General features: G+C 45.6%; 22 protein-coding genes and 1 tRNA gene. 6 read left to right on the top strand and 17 right to left on the bottom strand.

Going from position 1 to position 21,303, the window contains the following annotated elements:
- Positions 1-134 precede the first annotated feature (134 nt).
- Positions 135-232, bottom strand: a tRNA-Sec gene (locus A8806_RS16185).
- 324 nt (positions 233-556) lie between these two features.
- On the opposite strand from A8806_RS16185, the gene A8806_RS16180 reads away from it, so the two are divergent.
- The 5 genes from A8806_RS16180 to A8806_RS16160 all read left to right on the top strand — a co-directional run bounded on the left by A8806_RS16180 (position 557) and on the right by A8806_RS16160 (position 4,328).
- Positions 557-1,594 carry a proline racemase family protein gene (locus tag A8806_RS16180; protein WP_109732249.1) on the top strand — a complete coding sequence of 346 codons (1,038 nt, stop codon included), beginning with the start codon at positions 557-559 and terminating at the stop codon, positions 1,592-1,594.
- Between the two features lie 189 nt (positions 1,595-1,783).
- Positions 1,784-2,371 carry a TetR/AcrR family transcriptional regulator gene (locus A8806_RS16175; RefSeq protein WP_109732248.1) on the top strand — a complete coding sequence of 196 codons (588 nt, stop codon included), beginning with the start codon at positions 1,784-1,786 and terminating at the stop codon, positions 2,369-2,371.
- 71 nt (positions 2,372-2,442) lie between these two features.
- A complete protein-coding gene (locus A8806_RS16170; RefSeq protein ID WP_109732247.1) occupies positions 2,443-3,132 on the top strand; it encodes a hypothetical protein in 690 nt (229 codons plus the stop codon).
- Between the two features lie 192 nt (positions 3,133-3,324).
- Positions 3,325-3,651, top strand: a complete 327-nt coding sequence (locus A8806_RS16165; protein ID WP_109732246.1) for a PadR family transcriptional regulator — start codon at positions 3,325-3,327, stop codon at positions 3,649-3,651.
- Positions 3,648-4,328 (top strand): hypothetical protein, encoded by a 681-nt coding sequence (locus tag A8806_RS16160; protein WP_109732245.1) that lies wholly within the window; start codon positions 3,648-3,650, stop codon positions 4,326-4,328. Before A8806_RS16165 ends, A8806_RS16160 begins: the two co-directional genes overlap by 4 nt.
- A gap of 59 nt (positions 4,329-4,387) precedes the next feature.
- Here the strand turns inward: A8806_RS16160 and A8806_RS16155 are convergent, their stop codons facing one another.
- The 7 genes from A8806_RS16155 to yedF all read right to left on the bottom strand — a co-directional run bounded on the left by A8806_RS16155 (position 4,388) and on the right by yedF (position 12,103).
- Complete coding sequence (locus A8806_RS16155) at positions 4,388-4,624, bottom strand: putative Se/S carrier protein (RefSeq protein ID WP_109732244.1); 237 nt, start codon at positions 4,622-4,624, stop codon at positions 4,388-4,390.
- Positions 4,625-4,742: 118 nt separating this feature from the next.
- Complete coding sequence (locus A8806_RS16150; RefSeq protein WP_109732243.1) at positions 4,743-5,879, bottom strand: aminotransferase class V-fold PLP-dependent enzyme; 1,137 nt, start codon at positions 5,877-5,879, stop codon at positions 4,743-4,745.
- 137 nt (positions 5,880-6,016) lie between these two features.
- Positions 6,017-6,934 carry a selenium metabolism-associated LysR family transcriptional regulator gene (locus A8806_RS16145; RefSeq protein ID WP_109732242.1) on the bottom strand — a complete coding sequence of 306 codons (918 nt, stop codon included), beginning with the start codon at positions 6,932-6,934 and terminating at the stop codon, positions 6,017-6,019.
- Positions 6,931-8,847, bottom strand: a complete 1,917-nt coding sequence (gene selB / locus A8806_RS16140) for a selenocysteine-specific translation elongation factor (RefSeq protein ID WP_109732241.1) — start codon at positions 8,845-8,847, stop codon at positions 6,931-6,933. The genes A8806_RS16145 and selB overlap by 4 nt, the downstream gene beginning before the upstream one ends.
- Positions 8,810-10,264 carry an L-seryl-tRNA(Sec) selenium transferase gene (selA, locus tag A8806_RS16135; RefSeq protein ID WP_109732240.1) on the bottom strand — a complete coding sequence of 485 codons (1,455 nt, stop codon included), beginning with the start codon at positions 10,262-10,264 and terminating at the stop codon, positions 8,810-8,812. Before selA ends, selB begins: the two co-directional genes overlap by 38 nt.
- Positions 10,265-10,334: 70 nt before the next feature.
- Positions 10,335-11,381 carry a selenide, water dikinase SelD gene (gene selD, locus A8806_RS16130; RefSeq protein WP_109732239.1) on the bottom strand — a complete coding sequence of 349 codons (1,047 nt, stop codon included), beginning with the start codon at positions 11,379-11,381 and terminating at the stop codon, positions 10,335-10,337.
- A gap of 104 nt (positions 11,382-11,485) precedes the next feature.
- Positions 11,486-12,103, bottom strand: coding sequence for a sulfurtransferase-like selenium metabolism protein YedF (gene yedF / locus A8806_RS16125; RefSeq protein WP_109732238.1), 618 nt, complete (start codon positions 12,101-12,103; stop codon positions 11,486-11,488).
- 229 nt (positions 12,104-12,332) lie between these two features.
- On the opposite strand from yedF, the gene A8806_RS16120 reads away from it, so the two are divergent.
- A complete protein-coding gene (locus A8806_RS16120) occupies positions 12,333-13,193 on the top strand; it encodes a class I SAM-dependent methyltransferase (protein WP_109732237.1) in 861 nt (286 codons plus the stop codon).
- 276 nt (positions 13,194-13,469) lie between these two features.
- Here A8806_RS16120 and A8806_RS16115 read toward each other — a convergent pair whose 3' ends face one another.
- The 9 genes from A8806_RS16115 to A8806_RS16075 form a co-directional block, all read right to left on the bottom strand.
- Entirely contained in the window at positions 13,470-14,012 is a 543-nt protein-coding gene (locus A8806_RS16115) for a cysteine hydrolase family protein (protein ID WP_109732236.1), read from the bottom strand.
- Positions 14,013-14,082: 70 nt separating this feature from the next.
- Positions 14,083-15,006 (bottom strand): helix-turn-helix transcriptional regulator, encoded by a 924-nt coding sequence (locus A8806_RS16110; protein WP_109732235.1) that lies wholly within the window; start codon positions 15,004-15,006, stop codon positions 14,083-14,085.
- A 41-nt stretch (positions 15,007-15,047) separates the two neighbouring features.
- Positions 15,048-15,572, bottom strand: a complete 525-nt coding sequence (locus tag A8806_RS16105; protein ID WP_109732234.1) for a nitroreductase family protein — start codon at positions 15,570-15,572, stop codon at positions 15,048-15,050.
- 41 nt (positions 15,573-15,613) lie between these two features.
- Entirely contained in the window at positions 15,614-16,342 is a 729-nt protein-coding gene (locus tag A8806_RS16100) for an NAD-dependent protein deacylase (RefSeq protein ID WP_109732233.1), read from the bottom strand.
- 35 nt (positions 16,343-16,377) lie between these two features.
- The gene (locus tag A8806_RS16095; protein ID WP_109732407.1) at positions 16,378-16,962 is read right to left on the bottom strand and encodes an HD domain-containing protein; all 585 of its coding nucleotides are present in this window, start codon (positions 16,960-16,962) and stop codon (positions 16,378-16,380) included.
- A 222-nt stretch (positions 16,963-17,184) separates the two neighbouring features.
- Positions 17,185-17,817 (bottom strand): DUF6465 family protein, encoded by a 633-nt coding sequence (locus A8806_RS16090; RefSeq protein ID WP_109732232.1) that lies wholly within the window; start codon positions 17,815-17,817, stop codon positions 17,185-17,187.
- 140 nt (positions 17,818-17,957) lie between these two features.
- The gene (locus tag A8806_RS16085) at positions 17,958-18,404 is read right to left on the bottom strand and encodes a MarR family winged helix-turn-helix transcriptional regulator (protein WP_109732231.1); all 447 of its coding nucleotides are present in this window, start codon (positions 18,402-18,404) and stop codon (positions 17,958-17,960) included.
- A 36-nt stretch (positions 18,405-18,440) separates the two neighbouring features.
- Positions 18,441-19,505 carry an NAD(P)H-dependent flavin oxidoreductase gene (locus A8806_RS16080; RefSeq protein ID WP_109732230.1) on the bottom strand — a complete coding sequence of 355 codons (1,065 nt, stop codon included), beginning with the start codon at positions 19,503-19,505 and terminating at the stop codon, positions 18,441-18,443.
- A gap of 17 nt (positions 19,506-19,522) precedes the next feature.
- Positions 19,523-21,244, bottom strand: a complete 1,722-nt coding sequence (locus tag A8806_RS16075) for an acetyl-CoA carboxylase carboxyltransferase subunit alpha (RefSeq protein WP_109732229.1) — start codon at positions 21,242-21,244, stop codon at positions 19,523-19,525.
- Positions 21,245-21,303: the final 59 nt, after the last annotated feature.

Genomic DNA, 21,303 nt, shown 5'->3' with positions numbered 1-21,303 from the left:
GCATCTGCCATGCTTCTGCAGGCTGTTTTATCTCTGCCCGACCAGCTTTTACAATATTTTTTCAAACAAAAGGCAGCATACGCTGCTCCTTATATATAGTAAGTTTGTGAAATTAATCTCACAAATCTGATTTTTGGCGGAGGCATGTGGGAATCGAACCCACCCAGGACGCTCCTAACGCCCAACACTGGTTTTGAAGACCAGGAGGCACACCAGTTACCCTTCTACCCCCATATTCAGTTTTTCCAAGCTTTCCGGGCCGTTGTCACTTTAGCCGCGGATATCAAATTATCAAAATTACACATTCAATTTGATATTTTATTTTTTACTTTATCTGTTTTTTATATTAACAAATAATCGTTGACTTTTCAAGGGTTTTCGTACATAATAATTAATATAAACTGAACTTCGTACTAGAACGCGGTCTATTCGTCGATTTTTTATCAATTTGGGCTCCGTATTTTGCAGGATACTTTCTATATAATAGGTTATTTTATTCCTGTTATTAAATCGCTTATAGACAAGTTCTATAAACTACCAATTAGGAGGAAAAGTAATGAATTACAATCCCAAAATTAACCTGGATGCATTCGAAGCATCATTTAAGGCAATCGACACACACACTGTCGGAGAGTTCACCCGTATTATTATGTCAGGATTTCCTGAGTTAAAAGGGGACTCCATGATGGAACGCAAGCAGTACCTTGCAAAAAACTATGATAAATACCGTCAGGCACTCATGTTCGAACCGCGCGGCCATCATGATATGTTTGGTGCACTCGTTACAGAGCCTGTTAATCCGGAAGCAGACTTCGGTGTTATCTTCATGGATACGGGTGAATATCTGAACATGTGCGGACATGGGACGATCGGAACAACAACGGCTCTGATCGAAGCCGGACTCGTTCCTGCTGTTGAACCGTATACAGAAGTAGTATTAGACGCTCCGGCCGGACTTATTCGTGTAAAGGCAGAAGTTAAGAATGGAAAGGTTCTGAACGTAACCTTGACAAATGTGCCTGCTTTCTTATATAAAGAAAATCTGACGACCGTTGTCGACGGCAAAGAAGTAAAATACGATATTGCATTCGGCGGAAGTTTCTTCGCCCTCGTAGATATCGAGCAGATGGGCTGGACAGTTAACAAAGAGTCTATTCCTGAATTAACCAATTTCGGAATGAAGGTCATTGAACAGGTTAATAAAGAAGTAGAGATTAAGCATCCTGAACTTGACATCACTACCGTAGACCTGGCTGAGCTTTACTGCCATACAAAAACTGACGGATGTGACTACCGCAACGTAGTTATTTTCGGTGATTACATGGCTGACCGTTCACCGTGCGGAACAGGAACAAGTGCAAAGCTGGCAACACTTTACTCCCGCGGCCAGATAAAGATCGGAGAGCCTTTCGTATACGAAAGCTTTATCGGTTCCCAGTTCAAAGGCGTTATAAAGGAAGAAGCAACAGTAGGGGAATTCAAAGCAGTCATTCCTCAAATTACAGGAAGCGCCTATATCACAGGAGAGTCAACTTATGTAATCGATCCGGATGATCCGCTCAGATACGGTTTCAAAGTATCCAGAGGAAAATAAGAAACAGTCCTAGTCCTTATATATAAGGGGAAAATGAAGGGGAAATCTTCATTTTCCTCTTTTTGTTTGTAGCGGACTCCAACTTATGCTATACTATAATACAAGCTAAAAAGAAACAACTGTATGCAGCCTCTCAGTTATTATTCACATATCCTGACAGCTGCGCATTTACAAGGAAGTGAGGGTATTATGCCACGTAAAAAACAGACAACCAAAAGCAGAATTGTAAAGGCTGCCTGGAATTTATTTTATAAAAACGGTTACGACAATACTACCGTCGAAGACATTATTAAGTTGTCAAAGACATCCAAGGGAACCTTTTACCACTATTTTAAGGGGAAAGATGCCCTTCTTTCTACTTTATCTGATCTGTTCGACCAGAAATATGAAGAAATCAACAATACTCTGGACCAGTCACTCTCTTCCAGAGACAAGCTGTTACTGCTGAACCACGAATTATTCTATATGATTGAGACGAGCATCGACATGAACCTGCTTGCATCCTTATATTCCTCCCAGCTTGTAACTAAAGATAACCGGTCACTGCTGGATGATGACCGTTATTATTTTCAGCTGATTACAGAGATCATAGCGTCAGGGATAGATACCGGGGAATTCAGCCGGACTTCTACTGTTGACGGGCTTGTAAAAATCTACACCATGTATGAGCGTGCGCTCTTGTATGACTGGGCACTGTGTGAGGGTAAATATTCACTTTCCGCTTATAGTGACAAGTTACTGCCGCATGTACTGGATAATTTTGAAAAAGGAATATGATAGCCGCAAATCATTGTGTTTTTCGACAAAAACTGATATGATTAAGAAAAATCTTAATGGAGGTATTATCTGTGTCTGAAGAATCTACACTTGTAAAAGATGAAACTGTTAAATCAACTGCTGAAGGCACTGTAACAGCCGGTGAGAACGCCGTTAATCCGACTAATTCAGATGCTTCGAATATTGTACCTTTTAATTCCGAAGAACCGGCTGCCGTGAATGCCGCCGAGGTTTCTGAAGAGACTCAGGATCCTTCCGTTAATATAGCAGAAACTGCCACACCTGTAGAAGGGGCTGCTGCAAAGGTGGTCCAAAGGGCTTCTGATATTGCGGATAAAGCCTCTGCATATACGGAAAAAGCTGCCGATTTTGCAGGAAAGACTGCACAAAAGGCTGCTTCACATATCAAACCGGAGCCAGAGGATGATTTTCTAAATGAAGATATTCCTGAGAAGAAGCGCTTTCATTTCAAGAGGGACGATAAAGAATTTTTCCGGGATAAATGGATTCTTTCCCGCATCAGCGAGGAAAACCTGATGGAATATCTTAAGCTTGAACAGCGGCGCAGTGAGTTGCAGCAGGAGGCTAAGAATATTAAGGAAAAACGTATTCTGAAAGCTTTTGAGATGACACTGGGCCTTGCTGCCATTGTTGCTGTTATCTATCTGCTCAGGGACAATCCGTCCATACTCGTTAATATCCTTTACATAGCGGGTATACTGGCTGCTTTCTGGGTATGGAAGAATCCCAAAGATAAGTAGAATATCATATATACATTCGTTCTATAGTTCCCATATGTTTTAACAAAAGCCCACCGTACAACATTTCCGGCTGTACGGCGGGCTTATTTTATTCTTTCAAATCATCAATCTTCCCTTGCATTTCTTCTACCTTGTGATACAATATAGTTAAGAATATTGTTATACAAGGTAGTGGACGAAGGAGGGAGGCTTATGGATAAATCCCAGTTAATGAAAGGTATTCTGGAAGGATGCATCCTGAAAATCATTGAACAATCTGAAACCTACGGATATGAGATAGTCACGCAGCTTCAGGAAAATGGATTTACAGAGGTGAAGGAAGGTACGCTTTATCCGCTTCTGCTCCGCCTCGAAAAGAAGAAACTAATCACTGCAACTTATAAACCCAGCCCATTGGGCCCCAGCCGCAAATACTATACACTTACTCCGGACGGTAACCAATACCTCCACTCTTTTTTGACCAGCTGGAAGGATATCTCGGAGTCGGTGCACAATATTTTTAAGGAGGACATACTATGATGCTGTTTACCAATCAATTACACAAGCTCGAGCTGGAAAACAAGGATTCTTTCCAATCTGTACAGAACGGGGACAGCCGCAGGGAAATTGTAAATATGATGAAATATCTGTCTGCATCTTCTCTCTCCCTCTACCAGATCCAGATTATACGAAAAGACCTGATCGGGATGGCTATTGAAGGGGAAAGGAAAGGTCTTCCCCTGAAAGAGGTCCTCGGCAGTGAGCCGAAGGAGTTTTGTGATAAAATTATCCAGAATTCGGGGGAATATGCAGGATGGGAGCATTTTATGAACCTCCTGCTAGAATATTTACAGATGGCCACACTATTCTACTTCATCCGTTTTATTTTCATAAGCTCGGCACCTGCCAGTTTTGGACTGGATTACTCATTCATGATCTGGCTGGTCGTATGGTGTGTGGGTGGAGTCGTGCTGCCTGATTATATCGGAAGAAAGTTCTCCATATCCAAGAAACCCTATGGCAGATATCTTGGATGGGTATGCCGCCTGCTTGCACTTTTAAGTTTCATCTGGCTGAGCAGCTCACCATTAGCCAGACAGTTTCTATTCAGGGCCAACGGATGGCTCATCCTCGTTGTCATGTTACTGATGCTTGCTGCCGCCACCGCAGCCATGAACAGGCACTGGGCAAGATGCGCACAGCGTTTTCCGCAATGACACAAAAAACGGGAGGCTGCTCTCTTCCTCCCGTTTACATTTCTTGCTTATAATATTTATCACACAAGACACTCCTGCATTGCTTCCATTTCTATCCCTGCGTTTTCCATCGCATGGCTGACCACTTCACGTTTTTCCAGTTCCGTACACCAGGACAGTCCGCATCCGGCCGAAAGGACACGGGGTACCGGAATAAGCCTGCCGGGAACCTCTTGTTCCTTACACACCTTTTCCATCGCCATTGCATCTGCTGTTGTATGAAATGTCACTACTAATTTTAATTCTTTTTTTCTCATCTTTCTCTTATTCAATGATGGCAGGATCTGTACCCCGCATCTGCTTCCTTCATCTTATTTTTGCAAAGGGGTCTGACCCCTTTGAGGCTGATTGACAATAACATAACAACCTGCTGTATTAATCGGCAGCGATCTCCCGCACTGCTTCTATGGCAGCGTCTACTTCCTCTTCCGTATTATAATGTGAAAAGCTAAATCTGACCGCCCCCTGTTTCTCGGTTCCGAGGGCCTTGTGCATCAGGGGTGCACAGTGCGCCCCCGGCCTGGTGGAAATACCGTAAGTGACAAAAAGCTCATCGCTGATTTCTGAAGAATCATAGTCCGCAATATTAAAAGTTACGATCGGGCACCTCTTTTCTGCCTCAAAGTCTCCGTATATCTTTACACCTTTGATTTGGGATATTCCCTCGTAAAACCTTCTCATGAGGTCAGTTTCTTTCTTCTCTATCTCTTCAATGCCAGTCTCCTCCAGATATTTCAGCGCCGCATTCAGGCCGGCAATCCCATGTCCGTTCAGTGTCCCGGCTTCCAATGCCGTCGGCATTTCCTGCGGATGATGCATGTTGTACGTGTCAACGCCGGAGCCGCCGCAAAGGAGCGGGCGCACGGCCAGCCCTTCCCTCACATACATGCCGCCAGTCCCCTGTGGTCCCAGAAGACTTTTATGGCCGGTAAAGCAAAGGATATCTATATTCATTGCCTGAACATCAATCGGAAATACTCCTGCCGTCTGCGATGCATCTACTACAAAAAGAATGCCGTGGCTTTTTGCTATATTTCCCACCCAGTGTATATCCACCATATTGCCTGTCAGGTTCGAACCATGCGTGCAGATTATCGCACGAGTATTTTCACGGATGGCATTCTCCATTTCTTCATAACAGATATTCCCTTTTTCATCTGATGGAAGTATGGTGAGTTCAACGCCTTTATCCCTGCACTCATATAGCGGCCGAAGAACGGAATTGTGTTCCAGCACCGTCGTAATCACATGGTCTCCCGGATTTAAGGTTCCTTTTATGGCAATATTCAGACTCTCCGTAGAATTAGCCGTAAAGACGATCTGCTTTGGGTTTTCCGCATGAAAAAAACGGCTTAGTCTCTCTCTTGTATTATATATGATTCTCGATGCACTTAAGGCAGCCTCCGTAGCTCCCCGTCCTGCATTACCAATTGAATTCATCGCCTGAACGACAGCCTCCGTCACTTCTTTCGGTTTTCGCATTGTCGTTGCGGCGTTATCCATATAAATCATAGTTCATCCCCCATTTCCATACATGTTTAGTATACCCTCCCTTCCCATAAGAGTCTAATCGAAAACATAAATAAATAAGGACTATTATAGACATTATCTATAATAGTCCTTAAAACCACTTTACATTCCATTCTCAGCTAAAGTGAAGGATACACTTTATCCACCACCCGCAAGAACTTTTCTGCAAGAGATGATAAATGAAAGTTTTTATTATACACAACATTAATGTCACGCCTGCCAGACTCTCCGTCCAGTGAGAACTCCAGCATTTTGCCCTCTATTATCTCGTCCCCCGCGGCCAGCCGGGAAATGATGGAGATCCCCATCCCCCGGCTCACAGAACGCTTAATCGTTTCCTGATTCTCCATGCTCGCAACAATCTTAAGAGAGTCAAAATCCAGCCCCATCTTCTTCAGCAGCTTTTCTGCCTCTTTACGGGTGCCTGATCCTTCTTCCCTGAGTATGACCGGTTCATTCTGAATCCATTCTTTCCCAGCCGCTTTTCCTGCGCCTGACTTCTTAAGATTTCTAAACCTGTCGGTATTCGGGGTAATCACAACCAGTTCATCTTTATAAAACGGAATATACTGGCAGTATTTTTTATCCAGTACCGTACCGGTAAATCCGATGTCGACGTTGCCGTTTACTACCTGTTCCACCACTTTTGCGCTGTCAGTTTCCATAATCTTAAAATGTTCCTGCGGATACTTTTCACTAAAGCGGGCCAGTATCTGCGGGAGGAGGTACTGCGAAGGCACGCTGGATGCCGCAATATGGATGCAGTGACTCCCATCTTTTCTTGTCTGGTCATAAGTTGTCTCTATTTTTTTCTGAAGTATGATCATCTGTTTCGCATATCCATAAAGAATCTTTCCATCCTCAGACAGATTTACTTCTTTTGTATTCCTGATAAACAGACGGACCCCCAGCTCCTTCTCCAGAGAAGAAATATGAGCACTCACTGTAGGCTGGGTTAAGAAAAGGGCCTTTGCCGCTTTTGAAAAGCTGCCTTCCTCTGCAACCGCTGCAAATGCTTCTAACTGTTTCAGATTCATAGATTTGATATCCTTTCACTTTCTCCGCCTGTTTTCCGGGTTACTTTGATGCTGTCCATGTACTCCAGTATCGGCTTGGCGCTTTTCCTGCTCGTAGAAAACATATCCCGAATTTCGGCTATCGTGATTTTTCCATCTGCTTTCAGCTTCTCAACGATCTTTTCTTTTGCCTCGGCCATATACACACCCGGTGTATACATACCTTCGGCAACTTTTATGATTTCTCCGCTGTCTGTCATAAGAAGTAAGATATCGTCCACAGTCCGTGCCGGCACGCCGCCAAAATCAATATCAGCCAGCCTGACAAAATCGAATTTTGCAGGCTTAATAACGCCAAGCAGTTTTCTCCTTACTTTCTCAAAGGTTTCATCCCGGACTACCTCATATCCCTTCGGCGCAAGGAATTCATCATGCCTTGTCAAAGTATCCTGTTCCTCCAGATATTCTATATACCTGTCAAATACATTCGGCTTTACCCGTTTCATGAATGTACTGTGTACCTCCGCTTTCGGCATTCCATACCTGTAAGGATACTTTTTGATGTAGTCCTCAAGCGCCCCGAGTATCTTTTCCCTGTATGCGTGTTCATCTGCCATATGAAGGACATAAGTATCCTTTTTCATCGGGAATACGCACACAAGCCCCTGTGTGGCCAGCTCTGTCACTGCGGCCTCCGTCTCTTCCTTTGATAAAGCGGTCAGTTTTGCAAGTTCTGAAACCGATGCCATTGTCTCTGCAAAGTCTTTCACATGAAGCTCGATGACATCCTCTGCGGTGCCTGATTCTTTCTGCCTGAGACTTTCAATTGTTTCTTTAGAAAAGCGTTTCTTTCTGGCCGCATTCGGCTCCAGAATCACGCCGCCGCCAATCGTTTCCATTGGGGAATAAAAGCGGACAACAAACCGGTCACCTCTTCGGAAGGCTACATCCTCTTCCATTCTCAACTGCACATACCCGCTGTCCCCGGGTCCCAGCTCCTCGTCCCCTAAAAGAACCGCACGGCACAGAACTTCACTCGTCCCGCTAAAGAAATGGAGCCTTGCATTGTTGGTCAAAAGCCGCATGGTAGAATCCAGCATTTCCAGCTTGACATCCATGAGCCTTGAATCGGTCATGCTGCCCGGAGGTGCAAGAACACAGCCTCTTTTTAAATCTTTTTTCTTCATATTAGATATATTAATAGCAACCCGCTGTCCCGCATAACATTTTTCCACATCCTGGCCGTGCACCTGGATATTCCTGATCTTGCATTCCTGTCCATTCGGAAACATTTCCAGTGTGTCTTCCTTTGAAATCGTACCGCTCACCAGAGTTCCCGTAACGATCGTGCCAAAACCGGATAACGAGAAAACCCGGTCTACAGGCAGTCTCGGGATGGTGTGGATATCCTTTTCCTCCACCTCTTCCTCTGTGAGACGCTCAACAGTTTCAATCAATTCCGGAATGCCTTCCCCTGTCGCGGCCGATACCTTGACGACAGGAGCCGTTTCCAGAAATGTGCCCTCGAGTTCTTCTTTGATTTCCTCTTCGACCAGTTCCAGCCACTCCTCGTCCACCAGATCACATTTGTTCAGGACGAGAATACTTTTCTGGACGCCAAGCATCGCCAAAATATCCATATGTTCCCTCGTCTGGGGCATGATTCCCTCATCAGCCGCCACAACAAGCAGTACCATATCCATGCCGACGACTCCGGCAACCATGTTATTGATGAACTTTTCATGTCCGGGAACATCGATGATCCCCGCGCGGTTTCCGTTTGGCAGGTCAAAATACGTGAATCCGAGGTCTATCGTGATCCCCCGGCGCTGTTCTTCCTCCCAGCGGTCTGTATTACGTCCGGTCAGCGCCTTGATCAGTGTCGTCTTTCCGTGATCAATATGTCCCGCTGTTCCGATAATAATATGCTTCATATTGATTTCCTTCCTTTTCAAGGACATTCAGTTCCTTTAGTATTTTCGCAAAATAGTTCATGAATTGCCCGTCAAACGTCCTCATATCGAGCAGAATCCTGTCATTTGCCGTGCGGCCGATTACAGGCACTGGAAGATGTCTTAAACGTTCTTCCAATTCAGGGGTCGTAATCTTAAGCGGACGGATCGTTACCGCAGTGCTCGGGATCCGCTCGAGAGGCAGGGATCCGCCCCCGATCTGTGACTCGCATTCCTCGATATCAATCTCGGCCGGTAAGTCTGCCCGCTTCAGCAGCCTCCGGAACTTCTTTGCATCCTGTTCTACTTCCTCCACCCTCTTTGTGATCATATGAAGTGCAGGTATATTCTTCACTGCCCTTTCTTCTGATAAATACTCCCTAAGCACGACTTCTAAAGCCGATGCAGTAAACTTATCAATACGCAGGGCACGGGTCAGCTGGTTTTTCTTCATCAGGTCAATGTATTTCTTCTTCCCGACAATAATTCCCGCCTGCGGGCCGCCCAGAAGTTTATCGCCGCTGAAGCACACGACATCGGCTCCGTTTCTCACGGAATCCTGTACAGTCGGTTCATAAGTCAGTCCATATTTACTCAAATCTATCAGTACACCGCTTCCCAGATCTTCGATCACGGGGATATCATATTTTTCTTTTAAGGATACCAGTTCCGATATCGGCACGGTATCCGTAAAACCAACAATTCTATAGTTACTTGTGTGTACCTTCATAAATACTTTTGTTTCTTCTGTCACCGCATCTTCATAGTCGGAAATGTGGGTTTTGTTTGTCGTGCCGATTTCTCTTAAAACGGCGCCGCTCTGTTCCATGACATCCGGAATCCTGAATTTACCGCCCACTTCAACCAGTTCCCCCCTGGAGACGACCGCTTCCCCGCCTTTTGCCATAGAGCTTAAAATCAGCATAACAGCGGCGGCATTATTATTCACGGCCATAGCTGCTTCTGCACCTGTAATCTTGCAGAGCAGTTCCTCAAAATGGGAATACCTCTCCCCTCTTTTTCCTGCCTCCAGATCATATTCCAAATTCGAATATCCTGACGCAATGTAGGTCACCTGTTTTAAATGCTCCCCACTAAGCGGGGCACGTCCCAGATTCGTATGGAGAATTGTCCCCGTCCCGTTCAGCACCCGGGTCATGTTCGGCCGGTACATCGCGGCTACATTCAGTTCTATCCGCTCGCAGAGACGGTCTATCTGCTCCTGGGCCTTTTCTTCCTCCTCACAGGAACCGATATAGGTCCTTAGGGCTTCCAGCTCCGTGCGTATCGCCTCCAGCACACTGTCGTAGCTGTAGTAATCTATCATTTTCTTTATCGTTTCATTTTCCAGCAGAACATCCACCTTTGGAATCCTGCGGAATAAGAGGTTCTTGTTCATAACCTTCTCCTTTTATTATCTTTACTCCCGGAAGGGATCATACCTGCTGCTCGTAAATGCTTGTTTCAAGCTAACGCAGCAGGATTAGTTTTTCCTGCTTTTCCAGTACGCGGCCGATCACAGACACTTTCGTATCCAGTCGTTTTTCTTCAAGATCACGGAGAAATCCTTCGCTGAAGTCCTCCGGCACGCTGAACAGAAGTCCGCCGGATGTCTGCGGATCATAGAGCAGGTCCAGATAAAATTCTTCTACACCACCTGCATCCACCATGTGCCCGCTATGTTCCCTGTTCTTATATGCACCGGCCGGTATCAGCCCCATTTTGGCATACCCGACTGCTTCTTCTATATATGCCGTATCACGTACATGGATTTCCAGTGTCACATCGCTCGCAGAAGCCATTTCCGCGCAGTGTCCGAGAAGCCCGAATCCCGTGATATCTGTACAAGCACTGACAGGATACTTTTCGGCTGCTTCCTTTGCTTTTTTATTCAGTGAGGACATGACTGTAATCGCTTCCTCTTCTGCCTGTTTGGATGCCATTTCCGCTTTCACGGCCGTATTAACGATGCCGCTGCCGATCTGTTTTGTCAGAATCAGCACGTCCCCCGGCCTGCATCCGTAATTTTTAAATATTCTGTCCGGATGTACAAATCCCGATACGCTTAACCCGTACTTGGGTTCATCATCCTGCACAGAGTGCCCCCCGACAAGGACCGCACCGGATTCCAGCACTTTATCCGCACCGCCTTTCAGTATCTCCCCCAGTATTTCCGGGTCAAGACAGTTTGGAAATCCAACGATATTCAGGGCAACTTTCGGCTCCCCTCCCATCGCATATACATCGCTTAAGGAGTTGGCCGCTGCAATCTGTCCGAATGTATATGGGTCATCCACGATAGGGGTGAAAAAATCCACCGTCTGGATCATGGCAATGTCATCTGTTACTTTATAAATCGCGGCATCATCTGATGTTTCAATTCCAACCATGAGATTCTCATCCTGGAATTTCGGCAGCCTGCCCAGAACCTGGGCAAGGGTCTCAGGACCTATTTTGGCCGCTCATCCGGCCGTTTTTGCCATCTGGGTAAGGCGTACATCTTTGCCTGTCGTCATAGTATTATTCTCCTTTTTTGTTTCCGCAGAACAGACAGCGCAACTTTGACCGGTGCGCTGTCTGTTCATCATTTTCTTTGACTGTTTGTACTTCTTCATTAAGACTAAGGACGTATGATCTTTCCCGCCTGATTCATCGTCTCCACGATGCTGTACATATTCGTCACGGTTCCGACCTTCAGCTTCTCCTTCAGACCATAGTAATCCAGGCATGTCCCACAGGTCATGATTTCAACTCCCTGTGCTTCCATTGACTTCAGGTCCTCCAGAGAATCAGAACCTTCAGAAGTCAGTTTAGCACCCCCGTTATAGAAAAGGATTGCTTTCGGCAATTCATCAAGCTGTGATACGGCAAAAATGAAGCCTTTTATCAGGACAGCCCCGAGCTCATCATTCCCTTCCCCCATGCGGTCTGATGAAATCACGACTACCGTATCTTTCCTTTTGTCTGTACGGCATAAGACCGGTTCTTCCATAGCCTGGGTTTCTCGTTTCGGCATCGTTCTGTCTGTTCTTATAATCACTTTGAACTCCTTCTCACTGATTTTCTCTGAAGTGACATCTCCCCCTGAACTGGATGCCATCTTCGTCACATTCTGGACCGCAATCTCGTTATCCACCAGAACCTCCAAAACATCAGGTCCCTCCAGCTCCTGCAGAGCCTTCTTCGCTTTAATTACCGGTATCGGGCAGGCATCCCCCATAGCATTAACTGTTATCATCTTGTAATCTCCCTTCTGCTACACTTATAGATATATTCTATCACTGAGTTGCTGTCAGGTAAACACCTTATCTTAAAAAAGTGGGGAAATAGCTTCACGTTCCCTTTTCTCCCGCAGTTTCATCCACATTCCGTATTGAAAAAGTCGGGGTTTTATGAGATGATAGGTTTAGTTTTCTGCCTGTTTAATTTAACTGGCAGTTTCCGAGAGAAAGGATTAGATAAATATTATGTGGATAGCTGACAATTGGAAAGATTATGAAGTGATAGACTGTTCTAACGGTGAGAAGTTAGAGCAATGGGGAGATTATCTCCTAATCAGGCCGGACCCGCAGGTTATATGGGACACGCCTAAGACACACAAGGGATGGTCCCACCCGAACGGACATTACCACCGCAGTAAGAAGGGCGGCGGTGAATGGGAGTTTTTTGACCTGCCCCATCAGTGGCAGATTCATTATGGAAGCCTTACTTTTAATCTAAAACCTTTTAATTTTAAGCATACCGGGCTTTTCCCTGAACAGGCTGTAAACTGGGACTGGTTCTCCGGAAAGATCCGTGAAGCGGGCAGACCGGTGAAGGTACTGAATTTGTTCGCCTATACCGGCGGTGCGACTCTTGCTGCTGCGGCTGCCGGGGCACAGGTTACACATGTGGATGCATCGAAAGGGATGGTGAACTGGGCGAAGGAGAATGCGGCTTCTTCCGGGCTGAAGGATGCCCCGATCCGCTGGCTTGTGGATGACTGCGTGAAGTTTGTGGAGCGCGAGATCCGCAGAGGTAATACTTATGATGCGATTATAATGGATCCGCCTTCCTATGGCAGGGGACCCAAGGGCGAGATATGGAAGATCGAGGATATGATCCATCCTCTGATTAAGCTGTGTACCCAGATTCTTTCCAAGGATGCAGTCTTCTTCCTGATCAACTCTTATACTACAGGGCTTGCTCCTGCTGTCCTGACTTATATGATTTCTACAGAATTAAAAGCATGGCGTGGTACAGTAGACTCACAGGAGATCGGGCTTCCGGTCAGCCAGAACGGACTGGTCCTCCCTTGTGGGGCTTCCGGACGCTGGGCACGGGATTGAGACCATATCAATCTTTAAAACCCATATCCCCACTGGAATCAACGTATAAAAGCGTTAAAATTCCAGTGGGGATATATTCTTTTCTTTTACTTCTTTTTTCCCTTATTACTAAATGTTGCAATAGCCATGCAGAACATAGATATTAAAAAAAATATTTTGTAGTGGGCGGCACATACTACTAATACATCTTGGCATAACTCAAATATTGTCTCATAAAAATCCATTATATTCGATAACATTTTCCACATTCCCCTCTTGATAACACATAACTAATATTTACTTAATATTATGATGTTGTGGCTTATCGGCTTCATAAATGCCACTGTCAGAACCCAACAAGACATTTATACCTGTGATTTCACATCCTTTGCTTTCATAATAGCGCAGCATTTCGTCAATATTCCTTTTATCATAACTTGTAATACAATCTGATAAAACATTGACTCGATAGCCTGCTTTGCGCAGGTTGTAACAGGTTGATTTTACACAGGCTGCCGCATCTGCTCCTGTGATGTAGAAGTCATTTATTTCATTTTTATCAATAAAGTCTGCGAATGCCTCGCTGCTTAATGCATTTCCTTTATACTTTGTGAAGATATTTTTTGATACAATTTTTAAATCTGAAACTAATTCAGCCCCTCGCGTATTGGGTTTAAAAGTCCTTGTCCCACCAGATAAATTTTCATGTCTTATGTAGACGACATGAATATCCTGTTTTACTGCCCAATCTATGGATTGGTTTATACGGTCAATGATTTCCTTGTAATTCTTTGTTATATCATTTTGAATGTCTATTACTACTAAAGCTTTTTTCTGCATAGCGGTTCCTCCTGATTATGTGATTTATTTACCGCTATTATAACTGATTATTTATGACAACTGTATGTCACTAATCTTTGTAAAGATTTTGAATTTGGGAGGATTTTTCTTTCAGCATATCAATGATCTCCCGGGGTTCCAGCACCTCGACTGAATCACCGAATCCGAGGAGCAGGGAGAGCCACAGCCGCTCATTTTCTTTTACATGCGTAGCTATAACAAAATCACCATTTTCATGTTCTTCAATGATTTCACCTTTCATGTATTCCATAATGGGAATTCTTTCTTCCGCTTTACACCGTAATTTTACGGGAATATAGCGCTGGGTATCACTGCCCCATTGTTTTTCCAGCAGTTCCGGGACATTACCGTGTCTGCTGTCCATCGTTCTGCCGGTAAGTCTTAAATTCGTTAACCGGTTAAGCTTAAAGAAACGGTAATCGTTCCTACAGGTACAATACGCCAGCAGATACCAGGCATACCAGCGGTAGTTCAGTGCCAGCGGTTCAACGGTCCTATGGCTTTTTTGTCCTGACCCGTTGGTATAATCAAATTCAACTATGTTTTTATTGTGGATTGCCTCTTCGATTTCACGCACAAATACGGGAATATTTCCACCCTCGCTGACTACACCGAAGTCAATGAATATACGCTGTTCCTTATCATTATAATGGCCCGCGGCCAACAGCTTTTCCAGAGTCGTATTTATTTTCTGGCTGTCATAAGCCGAACACATGCCCTTGAGTGCGGTGATGATAAATAAATAATCTTCCATTGTTGTAATCTGCTTATCCAGCCTGAAAGTATCAAGTATTTCGTAGCCACCCGATGCCCCTGTTGATGATGTTACAGGAATACCTGCAATGGACAGAGTCTCTACATCACGCACAATCGTCCGGATTGATACCTCGAACCGCTCAGCAAGCTCTTTGGCTGAAACGACATTACGGTTCATCAGGTACATCGTGATTCCGATGAGGCGGTCAATTTTCAACTGTAACCACCCCGCTCTCTTTTTTCTATATTAATAATCATTTAAAACTGTTCCCAGTGCACTTTGTCTATCGGCAGTTCGTCCAATTCGTATGCGTCTTTCTGTTCATCCGGCATACCCAGGGACAGGATTGCTTCTAGTTTATACCCTTCCGGATATTTCAGTATGGAACGAAGAAAAGCTTCTGTTGTGCCTCCGTCAGGCGTTTCCCTCAGGCGTCCCTGTATCCAGCAGCTTCCCACACCGAGGCTGGAAGCCATCAGATGCATGTTTGTCATTGCTATGGAACAATCTTCCGTCCATACATCTGTTATTTCGGGGTTTGCAATCACAACGACCGCACAGGCAGCATTCTCCAGCATTTTTGCTGCCCCGGCCCTGCATTTGGACATGAGCTTTAAGGTTTCCCTGTCTGTTACGGCAATGAACTCCCACGGCCGTCTTGTCCTGCTCGATGCAGATAATAAGCCCGCCTGCAGGATCTGGTTGAGCACTTCCTTTTCAACCGGCTCGTCTGTATATTTTCGAATGCTTCTGCGTCTTCTCATAGTCTCAAGAAGCTCCATATTATTCTTCCTCCTTTTGTCTGTTCTGTATATGAAATCTGTTAACGAACTTCGATCTGACCCAGAATCTCCCCGATTGGCGCAGAAATGTTAAGTTCGGCCCTGACTGCTTTCGCGGTCCGGGATTTATTTATAACAACAAGGTGCCTCCCGTGGAAGTAATCGATGAATCCTGCCGCCGGGTACACGACCAGGGATGTCCCGCCAATAATCAGCGTATCCGCCCGGGCTATGGACTCCACTGCACCCTGTATGGTACTTGAATCCAGCCCTTCCTCGTAAAGCACGACATCCGGCTTAATGATACCCCCACACTCGCAGCGCGGAATGCCTATGGATTCTTTCACAAACTGTGCGTCATAGAACCGATGGCATTCCATGCAGTAATTACGGTGGATACTGCCGTGAAGCTCATACACGGTCCTGCTGCCTGCGGCCTGATGCAGTCCATCAATATTCTGGGTGATCACTGCTTTCAGTTTCCCCGCCTGCTCTAATTCTGCCAGCTTGAGGTGGGCCGGATTCGGACGGGCATCAAGAATCATCATTTTTTCTCTGTAGAAATCATAAAATGCTTCTGTATACTGCATGAAAAAACTATGGCTCACAACTTGCTCGGGTGAATACTTGTACGACTGGTGGTAGATACCGTCCGCACTTCTGAAATCCGGAATATGACTCTCCGTTGATACTCCTGCGCCGCCGAAAAATACGATGTTCTCACTTTCATCTATGATTTCCTGCAGCTGCTCTACTTCCTTTTCATACATCTTACGCCCTCCTGTCTTGTCCTGCTTCGTGCCCCCTACTCGTCTTTCAGGTTTCCTTTATTGATATGCCTCTGTACAATGGCCTGCATACATTTCCATACATCTTCTGACGTTTCTTCAATCTTCTCGTTCCGCTTATATACCTGTGACTTCTTCACGCCGTGTTCGGCCCAGCTTTTTCCGCCACTCGCGTCATTGAGCAGCAGAGGCTGGAAATTGTCCAGCAGGTGTGCAAATTTTGCATCAGGTGTCTGATACTCTTCAAATTCTTCCCACAGACTGCGGAAATACTTTCCCTGGTCTTCCGGAAGAAGCCCGAAGATTCTCTCCGCCGCCTTCTCTTCTCTCGCCCGTTTTGTCTCGGCTCCTGCGGAATCATAGGCATATGTATCCCCTGCGTCAATCTCTACCAGATCATGGATCAGTACCATAATCATAACCTTTGTCAGGTCTGTTCCGGGCACATATTCCTGAAGGAGTACTGCCATCAAAGTGATATGCCAGGAATGCTCTGCATCGTTTTCTTTCCTCTGACCATCTGCCAGATAGGACTGCCGGTAAATATTCTTTACCTTGTCGATTTCCGTAATGAATTGAATCTGCTGCTCTAACCTTGTCATTTTCGCTGCCCCTTTTCTTTTCTGTTTTTGGATCTCTATATTTTTATTGTAAACTCTCTTGTCCATTTTTACAATCGTTACTGTTCACAGATAACCTGTAAACAGTAACCAACAATTGCTAATGTTATGCTAAAAAGTATACCGGTTAAAAATGAAAGACTCCGGATATGAGCATTTTTCAGTCCCATATCCGGAGTCTTTCTATTATGTATAATGAGCATTTTATAAGTCTACTTTCCCTGTTGTATCACCATTAATTACATAATACGCCGCAAATTCTTCCGGCTTCAGATAGATCTTTACATCTTTCATATCGCCGACTTTGTTTTTCAGTTCTTTTGTCCAGACATTTTTCACTTTCTGGAGAACTTCTTCCTGAGTATACTCTCTTCCCGCAAACTGAAGGAATAACTCCGTCTTAACCTCTGCTTTTTTCGCTGCTGTTCTTGCAGCTGGTTTTGCAGCTGTCTTCTTAGCTGTTGTCTTGGAAGCAGTCTTCTTAACTGCTGCTTTCTTCACAACTGGCTTCTCTTCTTTTACAGGTTCCGGATCTTTTAAAACTGCTGCTCTGGTCTCTATCGCTTTCGTCGTGTCTTTCTTCGTTTCAATCGCCTTTGCCTGACCGGCTTTTGTCTCAATAGCTTCTGTCTTAACCGGTGCTTTTTTAACAGCCTCTTTCGCTGGTTCAGCCTTAACTGGTTTCACAGCCTCTGTCTTTTCAGCCGCTGTTTTAACGGGTTCTGCAGCCTCTGCTTTTGCAGCTGCTGTTTTTGCCGTTGTCTCTACAGCCTTTTCTGCTGCCTTCGCGGTTACTGGTTTCTTTGTTGTTTTCGTTGTTGTTTTTCTGGTTACCATACTTGCTCCCTCCTGCTAAAACAAACTCAAGTATCTTGGCTTCAACATAAACATTTTTTTGTTACAAGGGGTATTGTACCTCATTTTCCCTGAAACGTCAAAAAAAAATTTCCATAGTCACTAAAATGGTCAAGTAACTGTCATTTTTCTTCTTTGTACCCGCGGAAAAATTTTGAGAGGCTTTCGAGTGTTTTGAGCAAGACCGGCATCTCATTTTCGTCAAGACTCTGGATCACCGCATCTGTCATCTGCATATGGAAATCTTCATGATGCCTGTATGCCCGGCGCCCCTTTTCAGTCAGGCGGATGTATACGACACGGCGGTCCGTTTCGCTTCTTTCACGCACCACATATTTTTTATTTACCAGGCTGTTTACAGACGTAGTAAGAGACCCGGCAGTAATGCCGAGTTTCTTGGCTACCACGGACATCGTGCTGTCGCTGCCGAGTCCGATGGCCTCTATGATATGCATGTCATTGTTGCTGATATCTTTATACTCATCTGTAATAATGGCATCTTCCTCCAATTCCCAGATTTCATTAAACAGATGTACGAGGATATCATTGATTTTCTCATGTGCATTCACAGATGCTGTACTCCTTTCCTGATTCCTATTATGATGTCAGGACTCTTTACGGTCAAACAGGGAATCTATCACTTCTTTCACAGTTTCCATGCGCTGTGCCTGATAAGCTTTGGCTCCGCAGAATAGTAGTGCATGGTCTACATCTCCTTTTGCGGCGTTGATCAGGCCGTCTGTGATGCAGTATGGTATCTCTGCCGGATTACATCTTGCCAGACAACCGTGGCATGGTGTGTGTTCTATTTTCTCACCTAGCATAACACGTTTCATGAACGGATTCAAGATTGCACGTCCGGGCATGCCTACGGGACTCTTAACAATTACGATGTCATCCTTTTTTGCATCCAGATATGCCTGTTTATACCGGATATCGGCATCACATTCCTCTGTTGTTACAAATCTGGAAGCCACTTGAACGCCGTCGGCACCAAGTGACAATGCATGTATGACGTCTTCTCTGTCATGGATTCCCCCGGCAATTACCACTGAGATTTTTGTCTGGTATTCTTCTTCATAAGAATGTACAACTGCTATAATTTTTTTAATCTCGTCTTCGTAAACTTCCGGTGTGTATACTTTCAGTTCATCTTCCTTAAATCCGAGATGACCGCCGGCCTTCGGGCCCTCGATGACAACAAGGTCTGCTGTGCGGCGGTATTTTTTGCCCCAGTATTTCAGAATCACCTTTGCCGATTTCTCGGTCGATACGATTGGCGCAATCTTTGTACTGCTGTCCCCCACAAGTCCCGGCAGTTCTGTCGGAAGTCCCGCACCGGAGATGATGATGTCGGCTTTTGCCTGTACGGCGGCTTTTACATGCTGTTTATAATCTCTTAAGGCAACCATAATATTATAGCCGATCAGGCCGTCCGGTGAAATAGCCCTTGCCTTATCCATTTCTTTTTGAATCGCCCGGACATTAGCCTCAGAAGGATGCTGGTCAAAATCAGGTTCCCTGAATCCAATCTGGGCCGTGGAAATGATTCCCACTCCGCCTTCTGCCGCTACGCTGCCGGCCAGATTTCCAAGACTGATACCGACTCCCATGCCCCCTTGAATCAAAGGAACTCTCACCGTCTTTCCACCAATTTTAAATGGATCCATATACTACCTCTTTTCTCTTACATCCTTCTGAAACGCTGATATCGTTTTTCTGTGAGATCAGCCTCTGGTAAAGCTCTATATTTCTTCAGAAATTCTGCGATTTTGATTTCCAGAGTATTGCAGACTTCTGTCAGGTTCTCTTGTGTATAATGCTCCGGTTCTGGAATCACCTGCTCGATGATTTTCAGCTCCAGAAGGTCTTTTGCCGTTAGCTTCATAACTTCCGCAGCCTCGCTTGCGCGTTTGCTGTCCTTCCACAGAATGCTCGCAAAGCCTTCCGGGGAGAGTATGGAATAAATGGAGTTTTCGAGCATCCAGACCTCATCCGCAACGGCCATCGCCAGGGCACCGCCGCTTCCTCCTTCTCCGATTACAACGGATAGGACCGGGACCTTCAGGCCTGACATCTCAAACAGGTTTCTGGCAATCGCCTCACCCTGTCCGCGCTCTTCCGCCTCTAATCCGCAGAATGCCCCGGGGGTATCTACGAAACAGATAACCGGACGGGCAAACTTTTCGGCCTGTTTCATCAGGCGGAGGGCTTTTCTGTATCCGTCAGGGGATGGCATTCCGAAGTTCCGTTCGATATTTTCCTTTGTTGTCTTCCCTTTTGCCTGCGCAATGACCGTCACAGGTATTCCTTTGAAAGATGCAATACCACCGATGATTGCCTTATCATCTTTATAGAAACGGTCTCCGTGGAATTCCACAAAGTCTTCGAATAAGTTTTCAATGTATTCTGCCCCCACCGGACGGTCCTTCTTGCGGGATACCTGCACGCGTTCCCATGCCGTATGGTGTTTGCTGCTTTTCGCCTGCTGTGGTTCTCTGCCTTCCAGTGCGCTCATTTTTTCTTCAAATATAGTTTCCTGCAATCCGGCAACCTCTACATTTTTACAGTGGAGGCTGAGAATATGAGCCAGTTCCTGCTTCATATCTTCGCGATCCACAATTTTATCTATAAAGCCATGCTCCAGCAGAAATTCCGAGCGCTGAAAACCTTTCGGCAGTTTTTCCCCGATTGTCTGCTCAATCACGCGCGGGCCCGCGAAACCGATCAGGGCATTCGGTTCTGCCAGAATAATATCCCCCAACATTGCAAAGCTTGCTGTCACACCGCCTGTCGTCGGGTCTGTCAGTACAGAAATATAGAGCAGTCCTGCATCACTGTGGCGCTTCAAAGCAGCCGAAGTCTTCGCCATCTGCATCAGGGATACAATCCCCTCCTGCATTCTGGCACCGCCCGAACAGGCAAAGATAATAACTGGGAGCTTTTCCTCTGTAGCACGCTCCACCGCACGTGCGATCTTCTCGCCCACGGCTTCGCCCATGCTCGCCATCAAAAAGCGGCCATCGCACACGCCGATCACGGCCGGACGTCCGTCAATCACAACCTTGCCGGTAACAATCGCTTCCTCCAGATTCGTCTTCTCCTTAAGTACCTCAATCTTTTCCTCATATCCCTTAAAATCCAGCGGATTCCCCGTCACCAAGCCGCGGTCCCACTCTTCAAAAGAACCGGCATCGGCAATCATCTCAATCCTCCGGTACGCATGGACACGAAAATAACCGTGGCACTTCGGACAGATATAAAACCCATTTTTCACATCATCCGCAATAATTGCTGCTCCACATTTATTACACTTCCGAAGCAGCCCCTCCGGGACCTCCGGTCTGGATTCCTTCAAAGAAATATAACTTTTTCTGCTCGTCTTTTTAAACATATTCTGTAACTTCATAGACAGCTCCTAACTTTATACTGCAAAGGGGTCAGACCCTTTTGCGGTCCGTTTTCTGA

It is taken from the genome of Faecalicatena orotica (assembly GCF_003149245.1).
GTDB lineage: Bacteria > Bacillota > Clostridia > Lachnospirales > Lachnospiraceae > Faecalicatena_A > Faecalicatena_A orotica.
The sequence above is the reverse complement of the archived record's forward strand: the minus strand, read 5'-3'. Positions and strand labels throughout refer to the sequence as shown.